At 64.6% G+C, this 18,999-nt stretch carries 20 protein-coding genes and 1 tRNA gene; 12 read left to right on the forward strand and 9 right to left on the reverse strand.

What is annotated here, in order from left to right; all coding sequences use genetic code 11:
- Positions 1-193: 193 nt before the first annotated feature.
- A complete protein-coding gene (locus tag IC761_RS28865) occupies positions 194-1,018 on the forward strand; it encodes a 3'(2'),5'-bisphosphate nucleotidase CysQ family protein (RefSeq protein ID WP_195800065.1) in 825 nt (274 codons plus the stop codon).
- Between the two features lie 8 nt (positions 1,019-1,026).
- On the opposite strand, the gene IC761_RS28870 is transcribed toward IC761_RS28865, so the two are convergent.
- Positions 1,027-1,512: a YHS domain-containing (seleno)protein gene (locus tag IC761_RS28870; protein ID WP_195800066.1), complete on the reverse strand. Its 486-nt coding sequence runs from the start codon at positions 1,510-1,512 to the stop codon at positions 1,027-1,029.
- A gap of 139 nt (positions 1,513-1,651) precedes the next feature.
- On the opposite strand from IC761_RS28870, the gene IC761_RS28875 reads away from it, so the two are divergent.
- The 3 genes from IC761_RS28875 (at position 1,652) to IC761_RS28885 (ending at position 3,915) form a co-directional block, all read left to right on the forward strand.
- Positions 1,652-2,260, forward strand: a complete 609-nt coding sequence (locus tag IC761_RS28875) for a DUF1134 domain-containing protein (RefSeq protein WP_195800067.1) — start codon at positions 1,652-1,654, stop codon at positions 2,258-2,260.
- A 119-nt stretch (positions 2,261-2,379) separates the two neighbouring features.
- A complete protein-coding gene (locus tag IC761_RS28880; RefSeq protein WP_195800068.1) occupies positions 2,380-3,672 on the forward strand; it encodes a coiled-coil domain-containing protein in 1,293 nt (430 codons plus the stop codon).
- Between the two features lie 168 nt (positions 3,673-3,840).
- Positions 3,841-3,915, forward strand: a tRNA-Val gene (locus IC761_RS28885).
- Positions 3,916-4,113: 198 nt separating this feature from the next.
- On the opposite strand, the gene IC761_RS28890 is transcribed toward IC761_RS28885, so the two are convergent.
- From IC761_RS28890 to IC761_RS28910, 5 genes are all read right to left on the reverse strand, one after another.
- Complete coding sequence (locus IC761_RS28890; protein WP_195800069.1) at positions 4,114-4,446, reverse strand: hypothetical protein; 333 nt, start codon at positions 4,444-4,446, stop codon at positions 4,114-4,116.
- 31 nt (positions 4,447-4,477) lie between these two features.
- On the reverse strand, positions 4,478-4,960 hold the full coding sequence (gene greA / locus IC761_RS28895; RefSeq protein ID WP_195800070.1) for a transcription elongation factor GreA: 483 nt from the start codon (positions 4,958-4,960) through the stop codon (positions 4,478-4,480).
- A gap of 43 nt (positions 4,961-5,003) precedes the next feature.
- Positions 5,004-5,468 carry a hypothetical protein gene (locus tag IC761_RS28900; protein ID WP_195800071.1) on the reverse strand — a complete coding sequence of 155 codons (465 nt, stop codon included), beginning with the start codon at positions 5,466-5,468 and terminating at the stop codon, positions 5,004-5,006.
- A gap of 150 nt (positions 5,469-5,618) precedes the next feature.
- Positions 5,619-5,936, reverse strand: coding sequence for a PQ-loop domain-containing transporter (locus tag IC761_RS28905; RefSeq protein WP_195800072.1), 318 nt, complete (start codon positions 5,934-5,936; stop codon positions 5,619-5,621).
- A 90-nt stretch (positions 5,937-6,026) separates the two neighbouring features.
- Complete coding sequence (locus IC761_RS28910) at positions 6,027-7,013, reverse strand: Bug family tripartite tricarboxylate transporter substrate binding protein (RefSeq protein ID WP_195800073.1); 987 nt, start codon at positions 7,011-7,013, stop codon at positions 6,027-6,029.
- A gap of 107 nt (positions 7,014-7,120) precedes the next feature.
- Here IC761_RS28910 and IC761_RS28915 point away from each other — a divergent pair, with 107 nt between their 5' ends.
- Positions 7,121-8,065, forward strand: a complete 945-nt coding sequence (locus tag IC761_RS28915; protein ID WP_195800074.1) for a LysR family transcriptional regulator — start codon at positions 7,121-7,123, stop codon at positions 8,063-8,065.
- A 77-nt stretch (positions 8,066-8,142) separates the two neighbouring features.
- Here the strand turns inward: IC761_RS28915 and IC761_RS28920 are convergent, their stop codons facing one another.
- Positions 8,143-8,517 (reverse strand): hypothetical protein, encoded by a 375-nt coding sequence (locus IC761_RS28920; protein WP_195800075.1) that lies wholly within the window; start codon positions 8,515-8,517, stop codon positions 8,143-8,145.
- A gap of 267 nt (positions 8,518-8,784) precedes the next feature.
- Between IC761_RS28920 and IC761_RS28925 the strand changes: the two genes are divergently transcribed.
- The 4 genes from IC761_RS28925 to IC761_RS28940 all read left to right on the forward strand — a co-directional run bounded on the left by IC761_RS28925 (position 8,785) and on the right by IC761_RS28940 (position 14,021).
- Positions 8,785-9,018: a DUF3551 domain-containing protein gene (locus IC761_RS28925; RefSeq protein WP_195800076.1), complete on the forward strand. Its 234-nt coding sequence runs from the start codon at positions 8,785-8,787 to the stop codon at positions 9,016-9,018.
- A 432-nt stretch (positions 9,019-9,450) separates the two neighbouring features.
- Entirely contained in the window at positions 9,451-11,133 is a 1,683-nt protein-coding gene (locus IC761_RS28930) for an ankyrin repeat domain-containing protein (protein WP_195800077.1), read from the forward strand.
- 419 nt (positions 11,134-11,552) lie between these two features.
- A complete protein-coding gene (locus IC761_RS28935) occupies positions 11,553-13,091 on the forward strand; it encodes a peroxidase family protein (protein WP_195800078.1) in 1,539 nt (512 codons plus the stop codon).
- 447 nt (positions 13,092-13,538) lie between these two features.
- Complete coding sequence (locus IC761_RS28940) at positions 13,539-14,021, forward strand: hypothetical protein (protein WP_195800079.1); 483 nt, start codon at positions 13,539-13,541, stop codon at positions 14,019-14,021.
- Between the two features lie 111 nt (positions 14,022-14,132).
- On the opposite strand, the gene IC761_RS28945 is transcribed toward IC761_RS28940, so the two are convergent.
- Positions 14,133-14,651 (reverse strand): hypothetical protein, encoded by a 519-nt coding sequence (locus IC761_RS28945; protein ID WP_195800080.1) that lies wholly within the window; start codon positions 14,649-14,651, stop codon positions 14,133-14,135.
- A 179-nt stretch (positions 14,652-14,830) separates the two neighbouring features.
- A complete protein-coding gene (locus IC761_RS28950) occupies positions 14,831-16,378 on the reverse strand; it encodes an acetolactate synthase large subunit (protein WP_195800081.1) in 1,548 nt (515 codons plus the stop codon).
- Positions 16,379-16,659: 281 nt separating this feature from the next.
- Between IC761_RS28950 and IC761_RS28955 the strand changes: the two genes are divergently transcribed.
- The 3 genes from IC761_RS28955 (at position 16,660) to IC761_RS28965 (ending at position 18,966) form a co-directional block, all read left to right on the forward strand.
- Positions 16,660-17,238, forward strand: coding sequence for a L,D-transpeptidase (locus IC761_RS28955; protein ID WP_195800082.1), 579 nt, complete (start codon positions 16,660-16,662; stop codon positions 17,236-17,238).
- Between the two features lie 84 nt (positions 17,239-17,322).
- Entirely contained in the window at positions 17,323-18,138 is an 816-nt protein-coding gene (locus IC761_RS28960; protein ID WP_195800083.1) for a DUF2927 domain-containing protein, read from the forward strand.
- A gap of 168 nt (positions 18,139-18,306) precedes the next feature.
- Positions 18,307-18,966, forward strand: a complete 660-nt coding sequence (locus tag IC761_RS28965) for a peroxiredoxin (RefSeq protein WP_195800084.1) — start codon at positions 18,307-18,309, stop codon at positions 18,964-18,966.
- Positions 18,967-18,999 lie beyond the last annotated feature (33 nt).

Raw genomic sequence — 18,999 nt, forward strand, 5'->3', positions numbered from 1 at the left:
CCTGGAATTGCGCGGCGGACGCGACGAATCATGGATGCTTGACCGATGCTGCGTGTTCTATCATTCGCCAGCCTGTGGCAGCTAGCTTGCGATGGGTTCGAAGCGGCCATAAAGCCCCCGTCGAATCAATCGGCGCGAATCAACTGGGAGAGGCGAGACTTTCTTATGACAGGAACTTGCCGATGAATGAGGCATGCAGGTGAGGATCATCGACGGCGAGGCCGCATCCCGGCTGATGGAGCCGCTGACCGCGCTGGTGGTGCAGGCGGGCGAGGCGATCCTCGCGGTCAACCGCGCGGCGATGCGGGTCGACGGCAAGCACGATGGCTCGCCGGTCACCGAGGCCGACCTCGCCGCCGACCGAATCATCGCAGACGGCCTGGCCCGGCTTGCCGGCGACGTGCCGTCACTCTCGGAAGAGCGGACCCACCTCGCCTCGCCGCCGTTTCAGGGCAGCTTCTTCCTGATCGATCCGCTCGACGGCACCAAGGAGTTCGTCGCCGGCCGCGACGAGTTCACCGTCAACCTTGCCCTCGTCACCCGCGGCGTGCCGCTGCTCGGCATCGTCGCCGCACCCGCGCTCGGGCTGCTCTGGCGCGGCATTGTCGGCCGCGGCGCCGAGCGCCTGACGCTTGTCGGCCCTGCCAGCGGCATCGTCGAGCCAATCCACACCCGCAGGCTGCCCGGGCCCGGCGAGCCCTGGATCGCTGCGGTGAGCCGCTCGCACGGCGACGAGACGAGCGAGGCATTCATCGAGGACCGGCCCAATGCGGTACGAAAGATGTGCGGCTCGGCGGTCAAATTCGGCCGGATCGCCGAGGGTAGCGCCGACATCTATCCCCGCTTCGGGCCGACCTGCGAATGGGATGTCGGGGCCGGCTGCGCGGTCGTGACCGCGGCCGGCGGCAGGGTCACCGACGGCCACGGCGGCGAGCTTCGATTCGGCGAGCGCAGCGACACCGGCTTCATCGTTCCGGCGTTCATCGCCTGGGGCGACCCGCAGGCGGCAAAACTCTGAGGCAAGCCTTACTGACTGAGCTTGTCCTGGAGCGCCGGCCAGCGCTTGCCCACTTCGTACAGGAAGCGCTCGGGATCGGCGGCGAAGGCGTCGCGGTTGTCTTCCCGGCTGAACAGATAGAGCCGCTGGGCTGCGATCACGAAGAAGCGGGGATTGCCGGCGATGACGACGCCGCGGGCGATATCGGCCGGATCATAGCCGCCGAACTGCGGCCCGTAGACCTCGGGATGGGCCAGGAACGAGGCCCGGTTGCCCTCGTTGCGGAAGCGCCAGACCGCGCCCCAGAGGTTGGCCTCGAACTCGGCCGTCCCCTGCATGGGAGCGCCATCGACGAAATAGGCCACGGGGTCGAAGCCTTCGATGGCGACGCCGGAGAAGCGATTGACCACGATCCGCTCGGTGGTGGCCGCCTGCGCCGGCAACCCCGGGCATGCGAGGCAAATGCCCGCCAGCAGGCAGACCAGACGGCCGATCAAGGCAATTCCGGGGCGCAAAGGGCTATCTTCCTGCCGTTGTGCCGTCATAGTTGCTGCGGATAACATCCGAGTCGAGGGGACATCCGGCGCAACCTAGAGCCGTGCCTGTTGGCGTCAGGTTAAGGAAGCGGACCGGATTCGATACCAGGGGTTTTTTATGACTTTCGCATCACGCCTTGCCGCGATCGCGCTTGCCGCGCTGGTCGGCTGGATCGTGCCGGCCTCCGCCCAGACGGCGGCACCGCCGCCTGACCTGCCGCCGCCACAGCGGACCCCGACGCCCAATACCTATGGGCCGGACGAGCTCGTCACCGCCGGCCACCGCTTCTTCGGCAACGTCTCGCGCGGGCTCGCCTCGATCATCGAGAAGGCGGTCAGCCAATGGGGCCTGCCGAACGGCTACATCCTCGGCGAGGAAGGCTCCGGCGCCTTCGTCGCCGGCCTGCGCTACGGCGAAGGCACGCTCTACACCAAGAACGCCGGCGACCTGCGCGTCTACTGGCAGGGTCCCTCGCTCGGCTTCGACTGGGGCGGCGACGGCGCCCGCACCATGACGCTGGTCTATAACCTGCCCGCCACCAACGCGATCTACCAGCGCTTCGCCGGCCTCGACGGCTCGGCCTACATCATCGGCGGCTTCGGCATGACCGCGCTCACCGCCAACAACATCGTGCTGGTGCCGATCCGCTCCGGCCTCGGCTTGCGGCTGGGCGCCAATATCGGCTACCTCAAATACACCCCGCGGGCGACCTGGAACCCGTTCTAGGACGGGCTTCCCCGATCCGGTTCCGGATTCACGTTAACGACAGGGCAGGGCTGGCTTTTTGCCGGCCCGCCATGCATTGTCGTTGGTAAATTTTTCCTTAGCTCTCGGAGTTTTGGCCCATGGTCGAACCGATCATGTACCTGGCGATCGGTTTCCTGCTTTCGATGCTGTGCGGGCTGGCCATCGTGCCGCTGGTGCATAGTCGCGCGGTGCGCCTGACCACCCGCCGGCTCGAGGCCGCCACGCCGCTGTCGATGGCCGAGATCCAGGCCGACAAGGACCAGCTCCGCGCCGAATTCGCCATGTCGGCGCGAAGGCTCGAGATGAGCGTCGACCAGCTCAAGAACAAGACCACGAGCCAGCTCGCCGAGCTCGGCAAGAAGAGCGACGCCATCAACCGCATGAAGATCGAGCTCGGCGAGAAGAACGCCACGATCTTCGCGCTCGAGGCGCGCGAGAAGGCGGTGAAGGAGCAGCTGCGCGCCACCGAGGAGGAATTCAACACCAAGACCGCATCCTTGCGCGAGGCCGAGATTGCGCTGAGCAACAAGCAGGGCGAGCTGGCAAAAATCAATTCCGAGCTGTCCGACCGCTCGCTGATGGCGGAGAGCCGCCAGGTCGAGCTGGTCGCGGTGCGCGCCCAGATCGAGGAATTGAAGAATCGCGTCGGCGACGCCGAGAAGGAGTTTGCCGCGACGCAGGCGCGGCTGACGCAGGAGCGTTCGGACTCCGAGACCGCCACGCGCGAGCTCGGCGACGCCCGCGGCCGCGTCGAGAATCTGAGCCAGCGCGTCACCGAGCTCGACCGCCAGCTGATCGTGCAGGTGAAAGAAGCCGAGATGCTGTCCGGCCGCGTCGCCGATCTCGAAGGCCGTCTCGCCACGCAGGGCAAGCTGCTCGCCGAGCGCGACTACGAGAACAACCAGCTGCGCCAGACCAGTGAGGCCTCGGACCGCACCATCAAGGAGCTGCGCGGCGAGATCGCCGCGTTGAGCGGCGGCAAATCCTCGGCCGCCTTCGAGGCGCTGCGCAGCGAGAAGACCGCGCTGGAAGAGCAGCTGCGCACCGCGCGCGACGAGCGCGCGAAACTCCAGCGCGACATCAACGCGATCCAGCAGCAGGCGGAGAGCTCCTGGGCGACCGAGCGCATGGAGAATGCGCTGTTGCGCGAGCGCATCAACGACATCGCCGCCGAGGTCGCAAAGCTCGCGATGCAGCTCGAAGGCCCGAACTCGCCGATCGAGGCGCTGCTCGCGGCCGAAGCCGGCCAGGCCCCGAAGCCGGCGCCGCGCCCGGCCAATGACACCGCGACCAATGGCGCCGCGACCCTCCCCGAGGGCGGCGGAACGCTCGCCGAGCGCATCCGCGCGCTCCAGGCCCATGCCTCCCGTGCCCGCCAGCAGGGCGCGTAAGCGGGCAAAACGCCGTTCCCTGGAGAATTGCGGGATCGACGGAATGTTTTCGGGCCGGTTCAGGCTCTTGGGGCGCCTGAAAACTTGACAGCTTTGGCCCGCACTTCTAAATCGCGGGCTCCAATGTGCCGGCCGACTGCCAAGTCCGGCCGCCTGCACGATGGTCCCGGGCGCATAGCTCAGCGGGAGAGCGTTCCCTTCACACGGGAGAGGTCCAAGGTTCGATCCCTTGTGCGCCCACCATCCGTCTTCCTGAACCACAGCGGTTGCGACACCTTGGCGGCCTTCGGGGCCGCCTGATCAAAAAGTCGAAAACAACCCCATGCACAGTAGCCGGCGCGAGCCGGATCAATAGGATGCGCTTTTTCCGAAGCGAATTTGACTCGTCGGGCAAAACAGGAGCATAATGCCATCATTCGGGACGCTGAAGTCGACCCCCGGCTAATCGTCACTCTGGTCGCTTGTCCGCCGGCGCAACCGTCGCTCGATGACTTCCCCCAGCGGGCGATCGGGCGATTTTCGAAATGCCGTAAGCTTCTTCATCCGACCCTTGCGCAGCGCTTGCGACTGCGCTTCGTCGGCAGCCTCGTCCACAACGCGCCCCTTTGCGCCGATCAAAGCCTGCCGCACGGAACGGCGCTCGTCCTGATGCGAGAGTTGTTTGCTACGCGGAATGTTCTTTCGGCTGCTTTTCTGATTCTCTCCATAGGTGTTGCGTCGGTCGTGTTCGTAGCTCAGCCGCTTCTTTTCTTCGGGAGTTTTGACCTTGCTCACAGATGGCCTCCAAATTCGAACGCGCCCATTCCTACCCGATCGACAGTATCTCGATCTCCTGCGTGCCCGCGCCCACGACGTCACCCACCGCCTTCCCCATCAGCGACCGCGCCACCGGCGAGACGAATGAAATCGAGCCGGCCTTTGGATCGGCTTCGTCCTCGCCGACGATGCGATAGGTCTGCACGCGGCCATCGGCGCGGCTGAACGTCACCGTAGAGCCGAAGGCGACAACATCCGTGGACGCCGGATTGGGGACGAGCTGAGCCGTGCGCAGCCGTTCGGTGAGATAGCGGACGTCGCGCAAGGGGACTGCCGACTGCCGGCGCTTTTCGTTGACGTCCTCGATGGCCTGCGCGGCCTCATGGGCCTCGCGCGCCTGTTGCAGCTGCGACTGCAACGACTGGAGGCCGGCTTCCGTCACGAGGTTCGGATGCGGCGAGATCGGACGATCCGGCAACAACGTCTCGGACGCGGTTTCGGCACTCTCTTCCTTGGTGAAGGCGACGCTCAATGCAAGATCCTGTCGAACTGTTTCGCGTGACGACGCACCACACCTATATATCAAGCTCGACAAAGCGGCGCAGCTTGAAGACGAGATCGGGCATGGCTTGGCGGAACCGCGTGGCGTTCCGGAACGTGGTCGAGAACGGCGCGAAGGTGATCATCGCGTTCCAGTGCCGATAGCCATAGACCGTCACCGAGGCGCCGGATGCCGGAAAGTCCTCGATCTTGCGCAACTCGCCGAGCACGAGATCGGCGATCGCTTCCGCCGGCAGCCGCCGTTTGCCATCCGGCGTCAGCGATTGCGTGACCGGCTCGACCGGCTTCGCGGCAGCCGGCGCGGCATTGGACGCATCCTGAGGCTTCGGCGACGCCGCCGCCGGTTCCGGCTTGCTTGTCGGCGCTGCCTGTACGAATTCGGCGAGCAGAGGTGGCTCAACGGCATCTGCGCGCTTGCCGCCTCCCAGGATGCTGCCGATCATCGCGACCAGGCCGGCATCCTTTGCGTCGTCACTCATGACTCACCCCCCGGGCTTTGGCCTAGTCTAACGCGCGATGAGATCGGGGCAAATCGTCATCGCGCTTAAGGTTATTGTTCGAGCATGATCTCCGCGCACGGGCGGCTTGCGGTCCGATCACAATGGGGGTTTGCAGCCAAGCGCAGAAACCTATTCGAACGCGCTGCGAGCAGCCGCCCAAGGCGCGCGCAAGGTGAGGCCGTGCCAATAAGCCGCGAGCAGAATCGCCGCGCAGCATAGGGCGTTCAAGGCGAAGCAGGCTGCCAACCAGTAATCGGAGCGATTGACGATCGCGTATGCGACAGTCGAGACGTTGGCAACGAAGAACAGCCCCCACGTCGTTCCGGAGATCGCCGAGGCTCCGTGTCGGTGGGTGAAGGCTTTATAGATCTGCGGAACGTAGGCGACGACCCGGATTGCGTTACACGCCGCAAACATCGTCATGGTGATATCCTCGACATGCATCATTTGATCTCCACTGCCGCTCCGATCTTGTCGGCGCACCCATGCGACCGGGCAATCCGCACGACCACCCGACAGCCAGGCCTCAAAAGCCAGCTATTCAGCCCTCATCCTGGAATCACGCACGATGCGCTGGTACTCGTCACGCTGGCGATGGAGAAATGTCGCGAAATCCGCACCACACAGCACAGCCGGATGGAGCTCCAGTGCGGCAAGCCGCGCCTCCATGTCGGGCGCCTGCATCACTGCCCTCAGCCAGGTTTCGAGCTGCGCGATCCTGTCCTGAGCGGTCCGGGCCGGCACCACGATGCCGAACCAGACGTTTTCTTCCTCGTAGTCCGCAAAGCCCAACTCGGCGATTGTCGGAATGTCCGGCGCAGAGCTGGCCCGCATTCGCGACGCGATGGCCAGGGCCCTCAGCTGCCCCGATCGGATCTGCTCCATCGCGGACGGGTAGTTTGCAAACACGGAGGTGACATGGCCGCCCAGCAACGCAGTGACGGCGGGAGCAGCACCGGTGAAAGGGACCTCGATCATCTCGATGTTCGCCGCACGCTTGAGCTTCTCAAAGCCGACATGCTGGCTCGTGCCGGGACCCTGGAAGGCCATCGTCAGCTCAGCAGGCCGGGCGCGCGCCGCACTGACGAGATCAGGCAATGAGCGATAGGGCGACGTGCTGTTCACCGCGATGACGTTCGGAGACTGGGTGAGCAGGCACACCGGCTCGAAACTCGTCAGCGGGTCATAGTTCAGCGCTTTCAGGGCCGGATTGATCACAAAGGAATTTGCCACGAGGAGCAGTGTTTTTCCGTCCGGCACCGCCCGCGAGACGGCGTCCGTTGCAATGGCCGTACCCGCCCCCGCGTGGTTTTCGACGACTGTCGTGAGCCCATTTGCGCGGCCGATCTGCTCCGCCACCAAGCGTGCGAGCGTGTCCGCGCCGCCGCCCGGCGGAAAAGGAACGACAATCCTGACCGTCTGCGCGCGGGCGGTCGGTCCCGCAAAAGCAACAGGCAACGCGACGGCCGTCATGAGTGCGGCGCGGGCAGCGATACCCAGAAATCGTTGATGCAAGAGATGCACAGAACTCTCCTCTCACTCGCTTCTGTTCGAGAAGGGTAGCCGGGAAGGGCATAGCGGGATAATAATATGATTTGATATCGATATAGCGGCTTTGCTATGGAGCGAAAATGCATCCCAACGACCGCATCGGACGCGAGCTCAAGCTGCAGAACCTGCACGTGTTCATGACCGTGGTCGAGACGGGCAGCATGAGCGGCGCAGCGAAGCGGCTCAACACCGTTCAGCCTGCGGTCTCGCGGTCCGTTGCGGAGCTGGAGCGCGCATTTGGCGTGCGCCTGCTCGACCGTCATCGCCAGGGTGTCACGCCCACGGAATACGGCCGCGCCCTGCTCGATTGCAGCATGGCTGCATTCGATGATCTTCGTCGCGGGGTGCGCGACATCGAATCGCTGGCCGACCCCGACGCCGGAGAGGTCCGGATCGGATGCAGCCCGCTCCTCGCAGCAACCTATGTACCGACCGTCGTCGATCGGATCTCTCGCCGAAAGCCGCGCATCGTCATCGAATTGATTACCGGCTACAACGAGGCGCTCCAGGGCGAGTTGCGCGAGCGGAAGATCGACCTCTGGATCGCGCGAGCGTTCGGCCGTGTCCGGGATGCGCGGCTCAATCACGAACATCTGTTCGACGACCACTACGCCGTCGTCGTCGGCTCGCGAAGCCCCTGGATCCGCCGACGCAAGGTCGCGCTCGCCGATCTCGTCGACGAGGCATGGACGCTGCCTCCGCTGGACAGCATGATCGGATCACATCTTGCGGAGGTTTTTCGCGCTAGCGGCCTCGAGCGGCCCCGCACGACTCTTGTCACGCTCGCGCCCGAGACTAGGTTTGGGCTGGTGGCAACCGGCCGCTTCATCACGATGATGCCGGTCTCGGCCTTGCGATTTCCGGTTCAGAGACACGAGCTCCGGGCGCTTCCAATCGAACTGCCGCTCGCGGCCGTGCCTGTCAATATAGTGACCCTCAAGCATCGTCTGTTGAACCCGACTGCTCACCTTTTCATTGAGCACGCCCGCGAGGTTGCCAAGCCATTGGTAGGAGCAATCAGATAGACGCGGCGATCATATCTCCGCTTGCGTACTCATGAGTCCGCGCCCCAGGCCGCCACAAGGCGCGTCAGTCGGATCCGTCACTTCTTCTCGAACGGAACGTATTGCTGATACTCCTTCGGCACGGAGCTGCGATAGCGTTCAGGAACGGTGTTGGTATCCATCGAATGTTGCAGCTCCTGCTGCGACATCGCCTTCGGCATCTTCTTCGCCGGCTTCTTCTCGGCGCTCTTCTTCTTCGCGCCGGTCGACGGGTTGGTCGTGTCGGTGGTTGCGCCCGGCGTGGTCGTGGCCGTCGGCGTGGAGGTTGCAGCCGGCGGTGTCGTCGCGGCCGGCGTGGACGTCGCAGCGGGCGGCGTGCTGTCCGCGGCCGGCGCGCTCTGCGCCTGCACGAGCGATGTTTGCATGATCAGCGCCAGTGCTGCGGTTGCAGCCAGCCAATATGTTTTTTGCATCTTAAATCTCCAAAATGCCTGATCTTCAATGAGACAAGCGTAGTCCCGCGGGATCGGCGCGTGCAAGTCCGTTGACGATAGGCTGAAACCCGCCGTCGAATTGTGGCCGAGATCACATAGCCCGCGGCGGCTTGCTTCATCATACACGCATGTCGGACGCACCGCTGACTGCGAACACCAAGACGGGCACGACAACGTGTCGGCCGCGGCCCGGAACAGGCGGGCCCGGCCGGGGTTCCACATTCATTGTTCTCGAAGGAGACTGACATGCGTCGCACCATCCTCACTCTCGCATCGCTTGCCGCGCTGACCGTCGCGGCATTTCCGGCGGCCCAGGCTCACGCCGGCAACGACAGATACTGCCTGCAAGGCCGCATCTGGGGTTATCCCGGCAATTGCCAGTTCGCGAGCTATCAGCAATGTCTGGCGACGGCCTCCGGCACGTCGGCCTATTGCGGCGTCAATCCGCGCTACGCGTTCTCGCAGCCGCGCGACTATTGATGCCGTGGCGGCGTGCCGCCAGGCTGTGCGGAAACGCCGGCGCCTCGTTCAGCGCGGCGCCGGTCACCCGCCCAGATCGCGCATGATCCATCGCGCGGTCGTACAGCGAGGTTTAAGGGGGCATTCCCCGCAATCTCGCGACAAACAGAAGACACTTGTGGGTGCGACCGAGGAGTGCAGACAGCGTTTGATGCTGGACCTGAGAGCGTTCCGAACGTCGACGCGAGGTCGTCAATCCTGATGTGTCTTGCGGCGCGGCTTGTTGACAATGATAACCTGGGCGATAGATGATCCGATCCAGAGCGCTATGGGGCGCCACCGGTCCGCGGCAAGGGAGCTGGCTCCCGCCCATATTGAAATGATCTGATCGTTTCACGCCCCTTCTTCCGGCCTGTTTCAGCGGACGCCAGGCGATACGGAAGGAAGGTCGTCATGAGCCGCAAGCTTACTGCACGTTCGACTCTCGAGATCCTCAAGAAAGAAGCCAAGCGCTGGCTGAAGGCGCTACGGGCTGGCGATGCGGGGGCGCATCGCCGACTGCTCGCGGCCACGCCAGCGGCCCCCGCCGAGCCGGGCCTGCGCGACGTCCAGCTCGCCCTGGCACACGAGCACGGCCTGCCCGGGTGGGCGGCGCTCTGTCAGGCGCTGGAGGACAACCGGCGCACTCATGCCGAAAGAGTTGAACTCGTCTTGCGTTCGGCCGACTGGGCGGGCGACCGTGCCAGCGCCGCGCGCCTCCTGGCCCGTTGGCCGGAGATTGGCCAGGACAGCCTCTACGCCGCAGCGGCCACCGGCAACCTGGCGGAGGTCGAGCGGCGGTTGGCTGCCGATCCCGCCGCCGCCAACCGCAAGGGTGGTCCGCTGTGTCGCGAACCCTTGCTCTATCTGGCCTATTCGAATCTGCCCGGCGAGGCGTCCAGCTTAGAGATCGCGCGGCGGCTGTTGGACCACGGTGCTGATCCCAACGCCCGCTGGATTGGACCCTGGGGCGAGCCAGCCTTCACCGCTGTGACAGGCCCGATCGGCCAGGGCGAAGGCGACCAGCCGCCGCATCCGCAGGCGAAGGATCTCGTCGCCCTGCTGATCGAGCGCGGCGCCGACCCCTTTGACCCGCAGGCGCTCTACAACACCTCCATCACCCGCGACGACACCGACTGGCTGGATTTTCTCTGGGCCCAGTCGGAGTGGCATGGGCGGCTTGACGCATGGCGCGTGGTTCCTGAGGCCGTCATCGGAGGCAGCGTCCCGCTGAACGCGCTCGACTACCTGCTCGGCAACGCAACGGCCTTCAACCACATCAGGCGGGCGGAATGGCTGCTGGCGAATGGCGCCGACCCAAACAGCCTGAATTCCTATTCCAGACGCCCCCAGCGTGAGGAGGCGTTGATCCACGGCCACGCCGAGATGGCGAAGCTGCTCGAACACTTTGGCGCCGAAACGACGACGCTGGAGGGACCATCCGCCTTTCGCGCCGCATGCATGCGCCTCGACCGCGAGGCGGCGCGCGCGCTCGCGACGAGTCGACCTGCGTGTCTCCATGAGCCGGAGCCGATGCTGACGTCGGCCCGCGCGGGTCGGGCCGACGTCGTGGCTCTGCTGCTGGAACTGGGCGTGGACGTCGACGTTGCCGACGAAATCCAGCAACGCGGGCTGCAAGTCGCCGTCGCGGGCGGGTCGCTGGAGGTGGTCAAGCTGCTGGTCGCCCATGGTGCCGATATCGACCGTCCCACGACGAGTATTGGCGGCGGCGCGATGGGATATGCAGCCCATTTCGATCGGCGCGAAATCGCGACCTTTCTGGCGCCACTGAGCCGCGATGTGCACAACCTGACCTATCTCGGCTTCAAAGGTCGGCTCGCCGAGCTGTTCGCAACCGATCCCAGCCTCGTCAACGTCCGCCATGACCGAATGGGATGCACGCCGCTCTTCGTGTTACCGGCCAACGACGAGGACGCGATGGAGATGGCTACCTTCCTGCTCGATCACGGCGCGGACCCGAATATCCGGGACTCGATGGACGGTCTGACGGCTGAAGAAGGTTTGAGGAAGCACGGGCTGATTGAGCTCGCCGATTTCCTGCACAGCCGACACGCCAAAGGCAACGGCGGGACATGAGCTGATAACGCGACCAACCTTTTGGGTGGCGATCGATCACTCAGCAACCAACGATCGCACACGATTGCCGCATTGGGCAAGATTTCGCACTGCCCGGCTTCACGCCGCCACAATTTTTACGCGAACACGATATTCGTGACGACAAGCGCTTCGCCGATTAGGTCGGCGAAGCTGACATTCACGCAAAGCAGCCGACATCGATGACGAGAATGTTATTCGACGCGGCTGGGGGAAAAATTTGCAAAGCGCATCCGTAGCTTGTTTGCGCCTCCTGCTTCCGGAACAGCATCAACGCCGCGCGACGTGTGATCTGGCGCCTTGTGGCGCCGGAATGCGCGATCTAGCCTCGCCTGCATATTTTATGACGAACAACTTTAGCTTTAGTCGTTTCCCATCGTAACTTTTCAAGGAGGTCATTTATGAGCAGTCGTCACGCCGTTACTCCGCGCGGTCTCAACGCGACGCGTTCGCCGCTTTCGCAAGGCCGCTTCGGCCGCATGTTCCGCAATCTGACGCCGGCGAAATTCGGTCCCAACGACGCCGACAACATCGCCAGTCTCTCGGCACTGGCCGACAAGATGGTCGGCGATTTCGACCCGCCCAAGGACGGCCCTGATGCCGAGGAGAGCGGGATTCCGGCGCTCTACACCTATTTCGGCCAGTTCATCGATCACGACATCACCTTCGACCCCGTCAGCCTGCTGACGAAACAGCAGGACCCCGACGGGCTCGTCGATTTCCGCACGCCGGCGCTCGATCTGGACAACCTCTATGGGCGCGGTCCGGGCGACCAGCCTTACATGTACGACAACACCGGCAAGTTCCTGCTCGGCGAAACCTTGACCGGCAGCGGCGTGTCCAACGCCAGCGACCTGCCGCGCTTCAAGGGCCGCGCGCTGATCGGCGACCCCCGCAACGACGAGAACAGCATCGTCTCGCAGTTTCAGGGGCTGATGCTGCGCTTCCACAACCGCATGGTCGACGACAATGAAGGCCTCTCCTTCCAGGACGTGCAACAGCGGGTCCGCTTCCACTATCAGTATGTCGTGCTGAACGACTTCCTGCCGCGGATCGTCCACGCCAGCGTGCTGAACGATCTCAGGACCGCCGGCCGCTACGACCACAGCAAGCTCGCCTATTATCACTGGAAGACGTTCCCCTACATGCCGGTCGAGTTTTCGGTTGCGGCCTACCGGCTCGGGCACTCGATGATCCGCCCCGGCTACCGGCTGAACGATGCCGACAACATGCTGTTGCAGATCTTCCCCGATCCCAACAACCCCGACAACAATGCGCTGACCGGCTTCCGTTCCATGGGTCCGGGCCGCGCCATCGACTGGGGCCGCTTCATCGACATCGACACCCGCGCCTATGGCGTCGAGGACGACTCCACCAATCCGGACAACAAGCGGCGGCTCCAGTTCGCCTATCGCATCGACACGTCGCTGGTCGATCCGCTGCGCAAGCTGCCGCCGGAGGTCGCCTCCAATCCGTCATCGCTCGCGCTTCGCAACCTCGAACGCAGCTGGCGGCTTGGCCTGCCGTCGGGCCAGGCGGTCGCCAAGGCGATGCACCTGACGCCGCTGACCGACGAGCAGATCATCGTCGGCCGGGCCGTCGACAATCCCGAAACGGGCGATCCGCAAGTCCCGATCGCGTCGATCGCGAACGGCGCGTTCAAGGGCAATTGCCCGCTCTGGACCTACATCCTCGCCGAGGCGCGTCAATTCCAGACCGCGGTGCCGATCCCGGTGTCAGGCGCGGCGATTGCGATCAACACGCCGCAGCTCGGCCCGGTCGGCGGCCGCATCGTGGCCGAGGTCTTCCTCGGCATGATGTTCGGCGACACCTCCTCCGTGCTGTCGCTCGATCCGCAATGGGCGCCGGTGACGGGCTCGGATTTCCAGCTCAGGGATCTCGTGGCCTATGCGCTGGGCCAGGGCGATCCGCTGCATTGAGCCGCGACGGATGATGACACGGAAGCCGCCCGCATCACGCGGGCGGCTCTGTCGACTGACGCCTCGCTTTCCCCGGTCTCATTGCTAAAAAAGAGGCGCGGGCGCTCACGCGCAAGGCGGGCAATCATCGGTACGGGCGCACGTCCCGTGCGAAACAAGCATTAGGGTTACAACACGAGGAGGAAGAATTCTGCATGACACGCGTCGTCATCCACCGGCCAGGGAACAAAGGCGCCGTTACAACGCAAATCGATCCGGATACCGGACTGGACATCGAATTGGTCGAATGGACCTTCAGTGCCACTGTGGATGGCCGTCCTGGTCTCGTATCCGCATTCTTCGCACCGACCGTTTCGGAAAACAGCGTTACAAGACACTTGGTGCAACAGCTCATCGAAAATCCGAACGACCTCGAGCCAATCACCTCGACGACCACGGGGGGAGACGATGGTAACGGTGACGGCGATGGCCCAGGCGGAGGCGGCGCCGGCAGCGGCACAGGTGGCGGCGAAACCGGTGACTCCGGCAGCAGCAGCTCTGGAAGCGGCTCGTCGAGCAGTGGCGATAGCGGAAGCGGTGACAGCGGCAGTAGCGGCGGCGGATCCGCAGGCAGTGGCGCCTCCGGCGGCGGAAATGGTGACTCCGGGAGCAGCGGAGGCGGCGGCGGTTCATCCGGAGGCGAAGGCGGAGGTGACGACGGTGGCGCAGATGGAGGTGTCGCAGGTGGAGGTGCCGCAGGTGGAGGTGACGCAGGCGGAGGTGACGCAGGCGGAGGTGACGCAGGCGGAGGCGACGCAGGCGGAGGTGATGCAGGCGGAGGTGATGGAGGAGACGGAGGCGACGGCGGCGAGGGCGGAGATGGGGGCAGTAGCGGCGGTGAAGCGGGCGGCGCAGGTAGCGGGCCCCACGGCCCGCCGGTCGAATGAATGAAGACCACGCGTTAAAGCATGATCCGGAAAAGTGCGTAGCGGTTTTCCGAAAAGATCATGCTCAAACAACAACCTAAAGCGCGATGACGATTCATCCCAATCTCATCGCGCTTTAGTGCGCGGTTCCTAGACCGATCTCCTTCAACCGCGTCGCGAACCAGAGCGAGAGCGGGCGGTCGACGATGCCGCCGACATAGACCTCGGACATCGTCACATTGTGCTTGGCCAGCACCAGCAGCACGCCGATCCAATAGGCGAACCAGATATGCGGATCGGTCAGCGCCATCAGCTTGTGCTGGTCGTGCTCGACCGGCGTGTGGTTGCTCGCCTTGCGGATCTCGACCGTGAGCAGATTGTTCGGGATCTCGCGCTGATGCACGACGACGTCGGGATAGATCGACTTGCCGAGATGATCGTCGGTCGAGATGATGGTGCCGTGCGGCAGATGCAGCGTCCGCTCGCCGAGCCGGTCGTAATTGCAGTCGACCGTCCAGCCGGAAAACTGCCGCTCGAGATAGACGGCGAAGCGATGCGTGATCGCGCGCTCGCCGAGGTCTTTCTCGAACAAAAATCCCTCGTGGGCGTAGAACTCCCGGAGCGCCGCAATCACCTTGTTCAGCTCGGTCTGCATCCTGGCGTCCACACCTTAGGTGTCGTCCCGGCGAAGGCCGGGACCCATACCGCGAGGTCTATCGGGTTTCGCGCGGTGCACGTACCGGACTCCGGGTCTTCGCCAAACTTCTCCTTGTGGTTATGGGTCCCGGCCTTCGCCGGGACGACGTGGGGAGAGAGCTTAGCCAAACAGATACCCTACATCTGCACTTCGATCAGCCGCGGACCGGGCTCGGCGACGGCCTCAGTCAGCGCCTTGTTGAACTCGTCGGCGTTGGTGACGGCGCGGCCGGGCACGCCCATGCCCTTGGCCAGCGCGACGAAATCGAGCGTGGGACGATCGAGCCGCAGCATGTCGTTGGCGCGCTGGCCGGGCTCGCCGGCGCCGACATTGTCGAACTCGCCGCGCAGGATCTGGTAGATGCGGTTGGCGAACACGATGGTGACGATGTTGAGGTTTTCGCGCGCCTGCGTCCACAGCGACTGGATCGTGTACATCGCGCTGCCGTCGCCGACCATGGTGATCACCTTGCGGTCAGGGCAGGCGATCGCAGCACCGATCGACAGCGGCGTCGAGAAGCCGATCGAGCCGCCCATGTTCTGGAGCCAGTCGTGCGGGGCGGCCGCCGCGGTTGGCGGGAAGAAGCCGCGGCCGGTGGTGAGGGATTCGTCGACCATGATGGCGTTCTCGGGGATCGCGCACGCAATCGCCTGCGCGATCGAGGCGAAGGTGAGCGCGCCGGTCGGCTTGACCAGCTCAGCCAACGCCTGCGGCTTGACGTCCCTGGCGCTGGCCTTGACGGCACCGGCGAGCGCTTCGAGCGCGGCGACCGAGTTCTCGCCCCAGGAGGTCATGCGATGCACGTCGCAGCCCTCGGGCTTGAGCATGCTCGGCTTGTTCGGATAGGCGAAGAACGCCACGGGATCGTCGGACTCGACCAGCACGATGTGACGGAACTTTGCCAGCATCGGCAGCGCGTTCTCGATCACGTAATGGATGCGGTCGATCGAGAAGCGGCCGCGGCCGCGCGCCATCTTCGGACGGAAGGTCGGACCCATCACCGTGCAGCCGGTCTTGGCGGCGATGCGCTCGGCCAGCGCCAGGCCCTTCTCGCTCAGCGCACTGCCGGTCATCAGCAGCAGCGTGCCTTCGCCGTCGCCGTGAAGGATCTTCGCGGCCTGCTCGACCCCCTGCGGCGAGTAGCTGGCGCGCTGCTGCTCGGCCGGCACCTCGGCGATGCCGTCGGCCTCGTTCCAGGCGGTGTCGGCGGGCAGAATGAGGGTCGCGATCTGCGGCGGGGCGCTCTTGGCAGCCGCAATCGCCGCAGCGCCGTCGGCGGCGACCGATTTGGAATCCGGCGAGGTCCGGACCCAGGACGACATCGGCCGGGCCAGGCCCTCGATGTCGGAGGTCAGCGGCGCGTTGTAGCCGATGTGGTAGACGGCGTGCTGGCCGACGATGTTGACGATGCCGGAATTGGCCTTCTTGGCGTTGTGCAGATTGGCCAGGCCGTTGGCCAGCCCAGGGCCGAGATGCAGCAGCGTCGAGGCAGGCAGGCCCTTCATGCGAAAATAGCCGTCGGCGGCACCCGTCACCACGCCTTCGAACAGGCCGAGCACGCAGCGCATGCCGGGCACGCGGTCGAGCGCTGCGACAAAATGCATCTCGGAGGTGCCGGGGTTGGTGAAGCAGACGTCGACCCCACCCTTGACCATCGTCCGCACCAGGCTTTCCGCACCGTTCATTCGTCTGCTCCCGCAACCGGCCATTTCCGATGTTCCATCTGATCAATCATTGTTCGCGGCCCCCGTCAAAGCAAGAGCGGGCATGGCGGCCCTGCCCCGTGCGGCCACCGGTGGGTTTGGCTAATTCTTTCCGGCAAATTGGCGCGGTTGCCGATTTGGTAACGCCAATCGTTAAGCGTGGCTTATTCGTAAAGGACCTGCCTCACGGGGCCGTGGCTTGCGAAATGCCCGCGAATATGGCCTCTGGCGGTCGTTGAGAAGATTTTTCGCTGGGGGATTCAATGATCCGGTTTTTTGCCGCACCGATTGCCGTCATCGCACTGCTGACGGCCATGGCCGGCGGCGCCTTCGCCGAGGAGTTCGACTCCCGCGACATCATGGGCGGCGGCCCGAACTTCTTCCGCGGCGGCGCGAGCCCGATCCCCCGCACCACTGTCATGTATAACGGCAATTACGCCCCCGGCACGATCGTGGTGAACACCGCCGAGCGCCGGCTCTATCTGGTGCTCCAGAACGGCCAGGCGCTGCGCTACGGCATCGGCGTCGGCCGCGACGGCTTCCGCTGGGGCGGCGTGCACAGGATCACCGCCAAGAAGGAATGGCCGGAGTGGACGCCGCCGTCGCAGATGATCGCGCGCCGGCCGGACCTGCCGCGCCACATGAAGGGCGGCATCGAGAACCCGCTCGGCGCGCGCGCGATGTATCTGGGTTCGACGCTCTACCGCATCCACGGCTCAAACGAGCCGGAGACGATCGGCCAGGCGGTCTCCTCGGGCTGCTTCCGCATGACCAATGACGACGTCACTGACCTCTACGGCCGTGTCTCGGTCGGCACCACCGTGGTGGTGCTCAACAACTGATCGATCGGTCGCGGCGGGAACCCGCGTGGCGCGCGAATTTGCGGACTTGTGTGCGCGACGCGAATACGGCAGCGTTGCGTGACGATGAGCGCATTGGTCCCGCCCTCGGCTGCCCTTCGCTTCGCCCTGCTGGCGTTTGCAGCGCTCACATGTGTGCCTAACACCGCTACCAAGGCGACCGCCGGCGAGCTGCCGGCGATCGCCGCGCGCCAGCGCGTCGAGAAGAAGAGCTTTACCGATGCCGAAATCGTCGACGGCTTCCTGAAGACCGCCTTCGGCGCCGAATACCACCTCGCCGGCCGCGTCGACCGCATCCGCAAATTCGACGGGCCCGTGCGCGTGTTCGCCGAAACCGACCGCGCCGACCGCAAGGCGCAGCTCGCAAAAGTCGTCGCCGATATCGGCACCCGCGTGCAGCATCTCGACATCGCCATGACCGATTCGAGCGAGGCGGCGAACGTGCGGGTCAAGCTCGTGCGCGACCGCGACCTCTACCGCACCATCACGAGCTTCTACGGCGCCGAGAAGGCGCGCGACATCCGCACCTCGCTCGATCCGCAATGCCTGTCCGGCTTCCGCAAGAACGACAATTTCGAGATCGAGCATTCCGACGTCATCCTCACCGTCGACGTCAGCGACTTCACCTTCCTCGACTGCGCCTATGAGGAGCTGCTGCAATCGCTTGGGCCCATCAACGACACCGCGAGCGTGCCGTGGACCATGTTCAACGACAACGTCTCGATGGGCTATTTCGACGTCTACGACCAGTACATCCTCAACCTGCTCTACGATCCCCGCGTCAAGGCCGGCATGACCGTGCTGGAGGTGAGATCGGTGCTGCCAGACGTGCTCAGCGACGTGCGCACCTGGGTGAAGCGGGTGAATGATCTGAGAGAGTGAGGCGCCTCTCCCCCCTTACGCTTAAGAATTTTTTCAGAAGCCCGCCATGACTTCCATCCGGTTCGGGCGCAGGCTCCGCCGCGATCCGACTGCGAAGGTGCGGCTCCGACCCGCGGTCCACACGGTCGTGACATCAGTGACAATCCGACACAGACAAGGACACGTGTGATGACACTCGCACTCAACGATATCGCACCGGATTTCGAGGCGGAGACGACTGAAGGCAAGATCCGTTTCCACGACTGGATCGGCGATTCCTGGACGGTGCTGTTCTCGCATCCGAAGGATTTCACGCCGGTCTGCACCACCGAGCTCGGCTACATGGCGAAGATCAAGCCCGAGTTCGACAAGCGCAACGTCAAGATCATCGGCCTGTCGGTCGATCCGATCGACCGCCACGCCGGCTGGGCCGCCGACATCGCCGAGACGCAAGGCACCGCGCCGAACTTCCCGATGATCGGCGACACCGATTTCAACGTCTCGAAGCTGTACGGCATGCTGCCGGCCGCGATCTCCGGCGATCCGCTGAAGCGCACCGCGGCCGACAACCAGACCGTCCGCAACGTGTTCGTGATCGGGCCGGACAAGAAGGTGAAGCTGATCCTGATCTATCCGATGACCACGGGCCGCAATTTCGACGAGGTGCTGCGCGTGATCGACTCGCTCCAGATGACCGCCAGGCACAAGGTGGCGACGCCGGTGAACTGGAAGAACGGCGAGGACGTCATCATCGCCGGCTCCGTCTCCGACGACGACGCCAGGAAGCAGTATCCGGAAGGCTGGAAGTCGCCAAAGCCCTACATTCGCATCGTGCCGCAGCCGCGCTAGAGCCGGCTGCCACGCGACACGGGGCGGCTCTTC

This window comes from Bradyrhizobium commune, assembly GCF_015624505.1.
In the GTDB taxonomy this organism is placed as follows: domain Bacteria; phylum Pseudomonadota; class Alphaproteobacteria; order Rhizobiales; family Xanthobacteraceae; genus Bradyrhizobium; species Bradyrhizobium commune.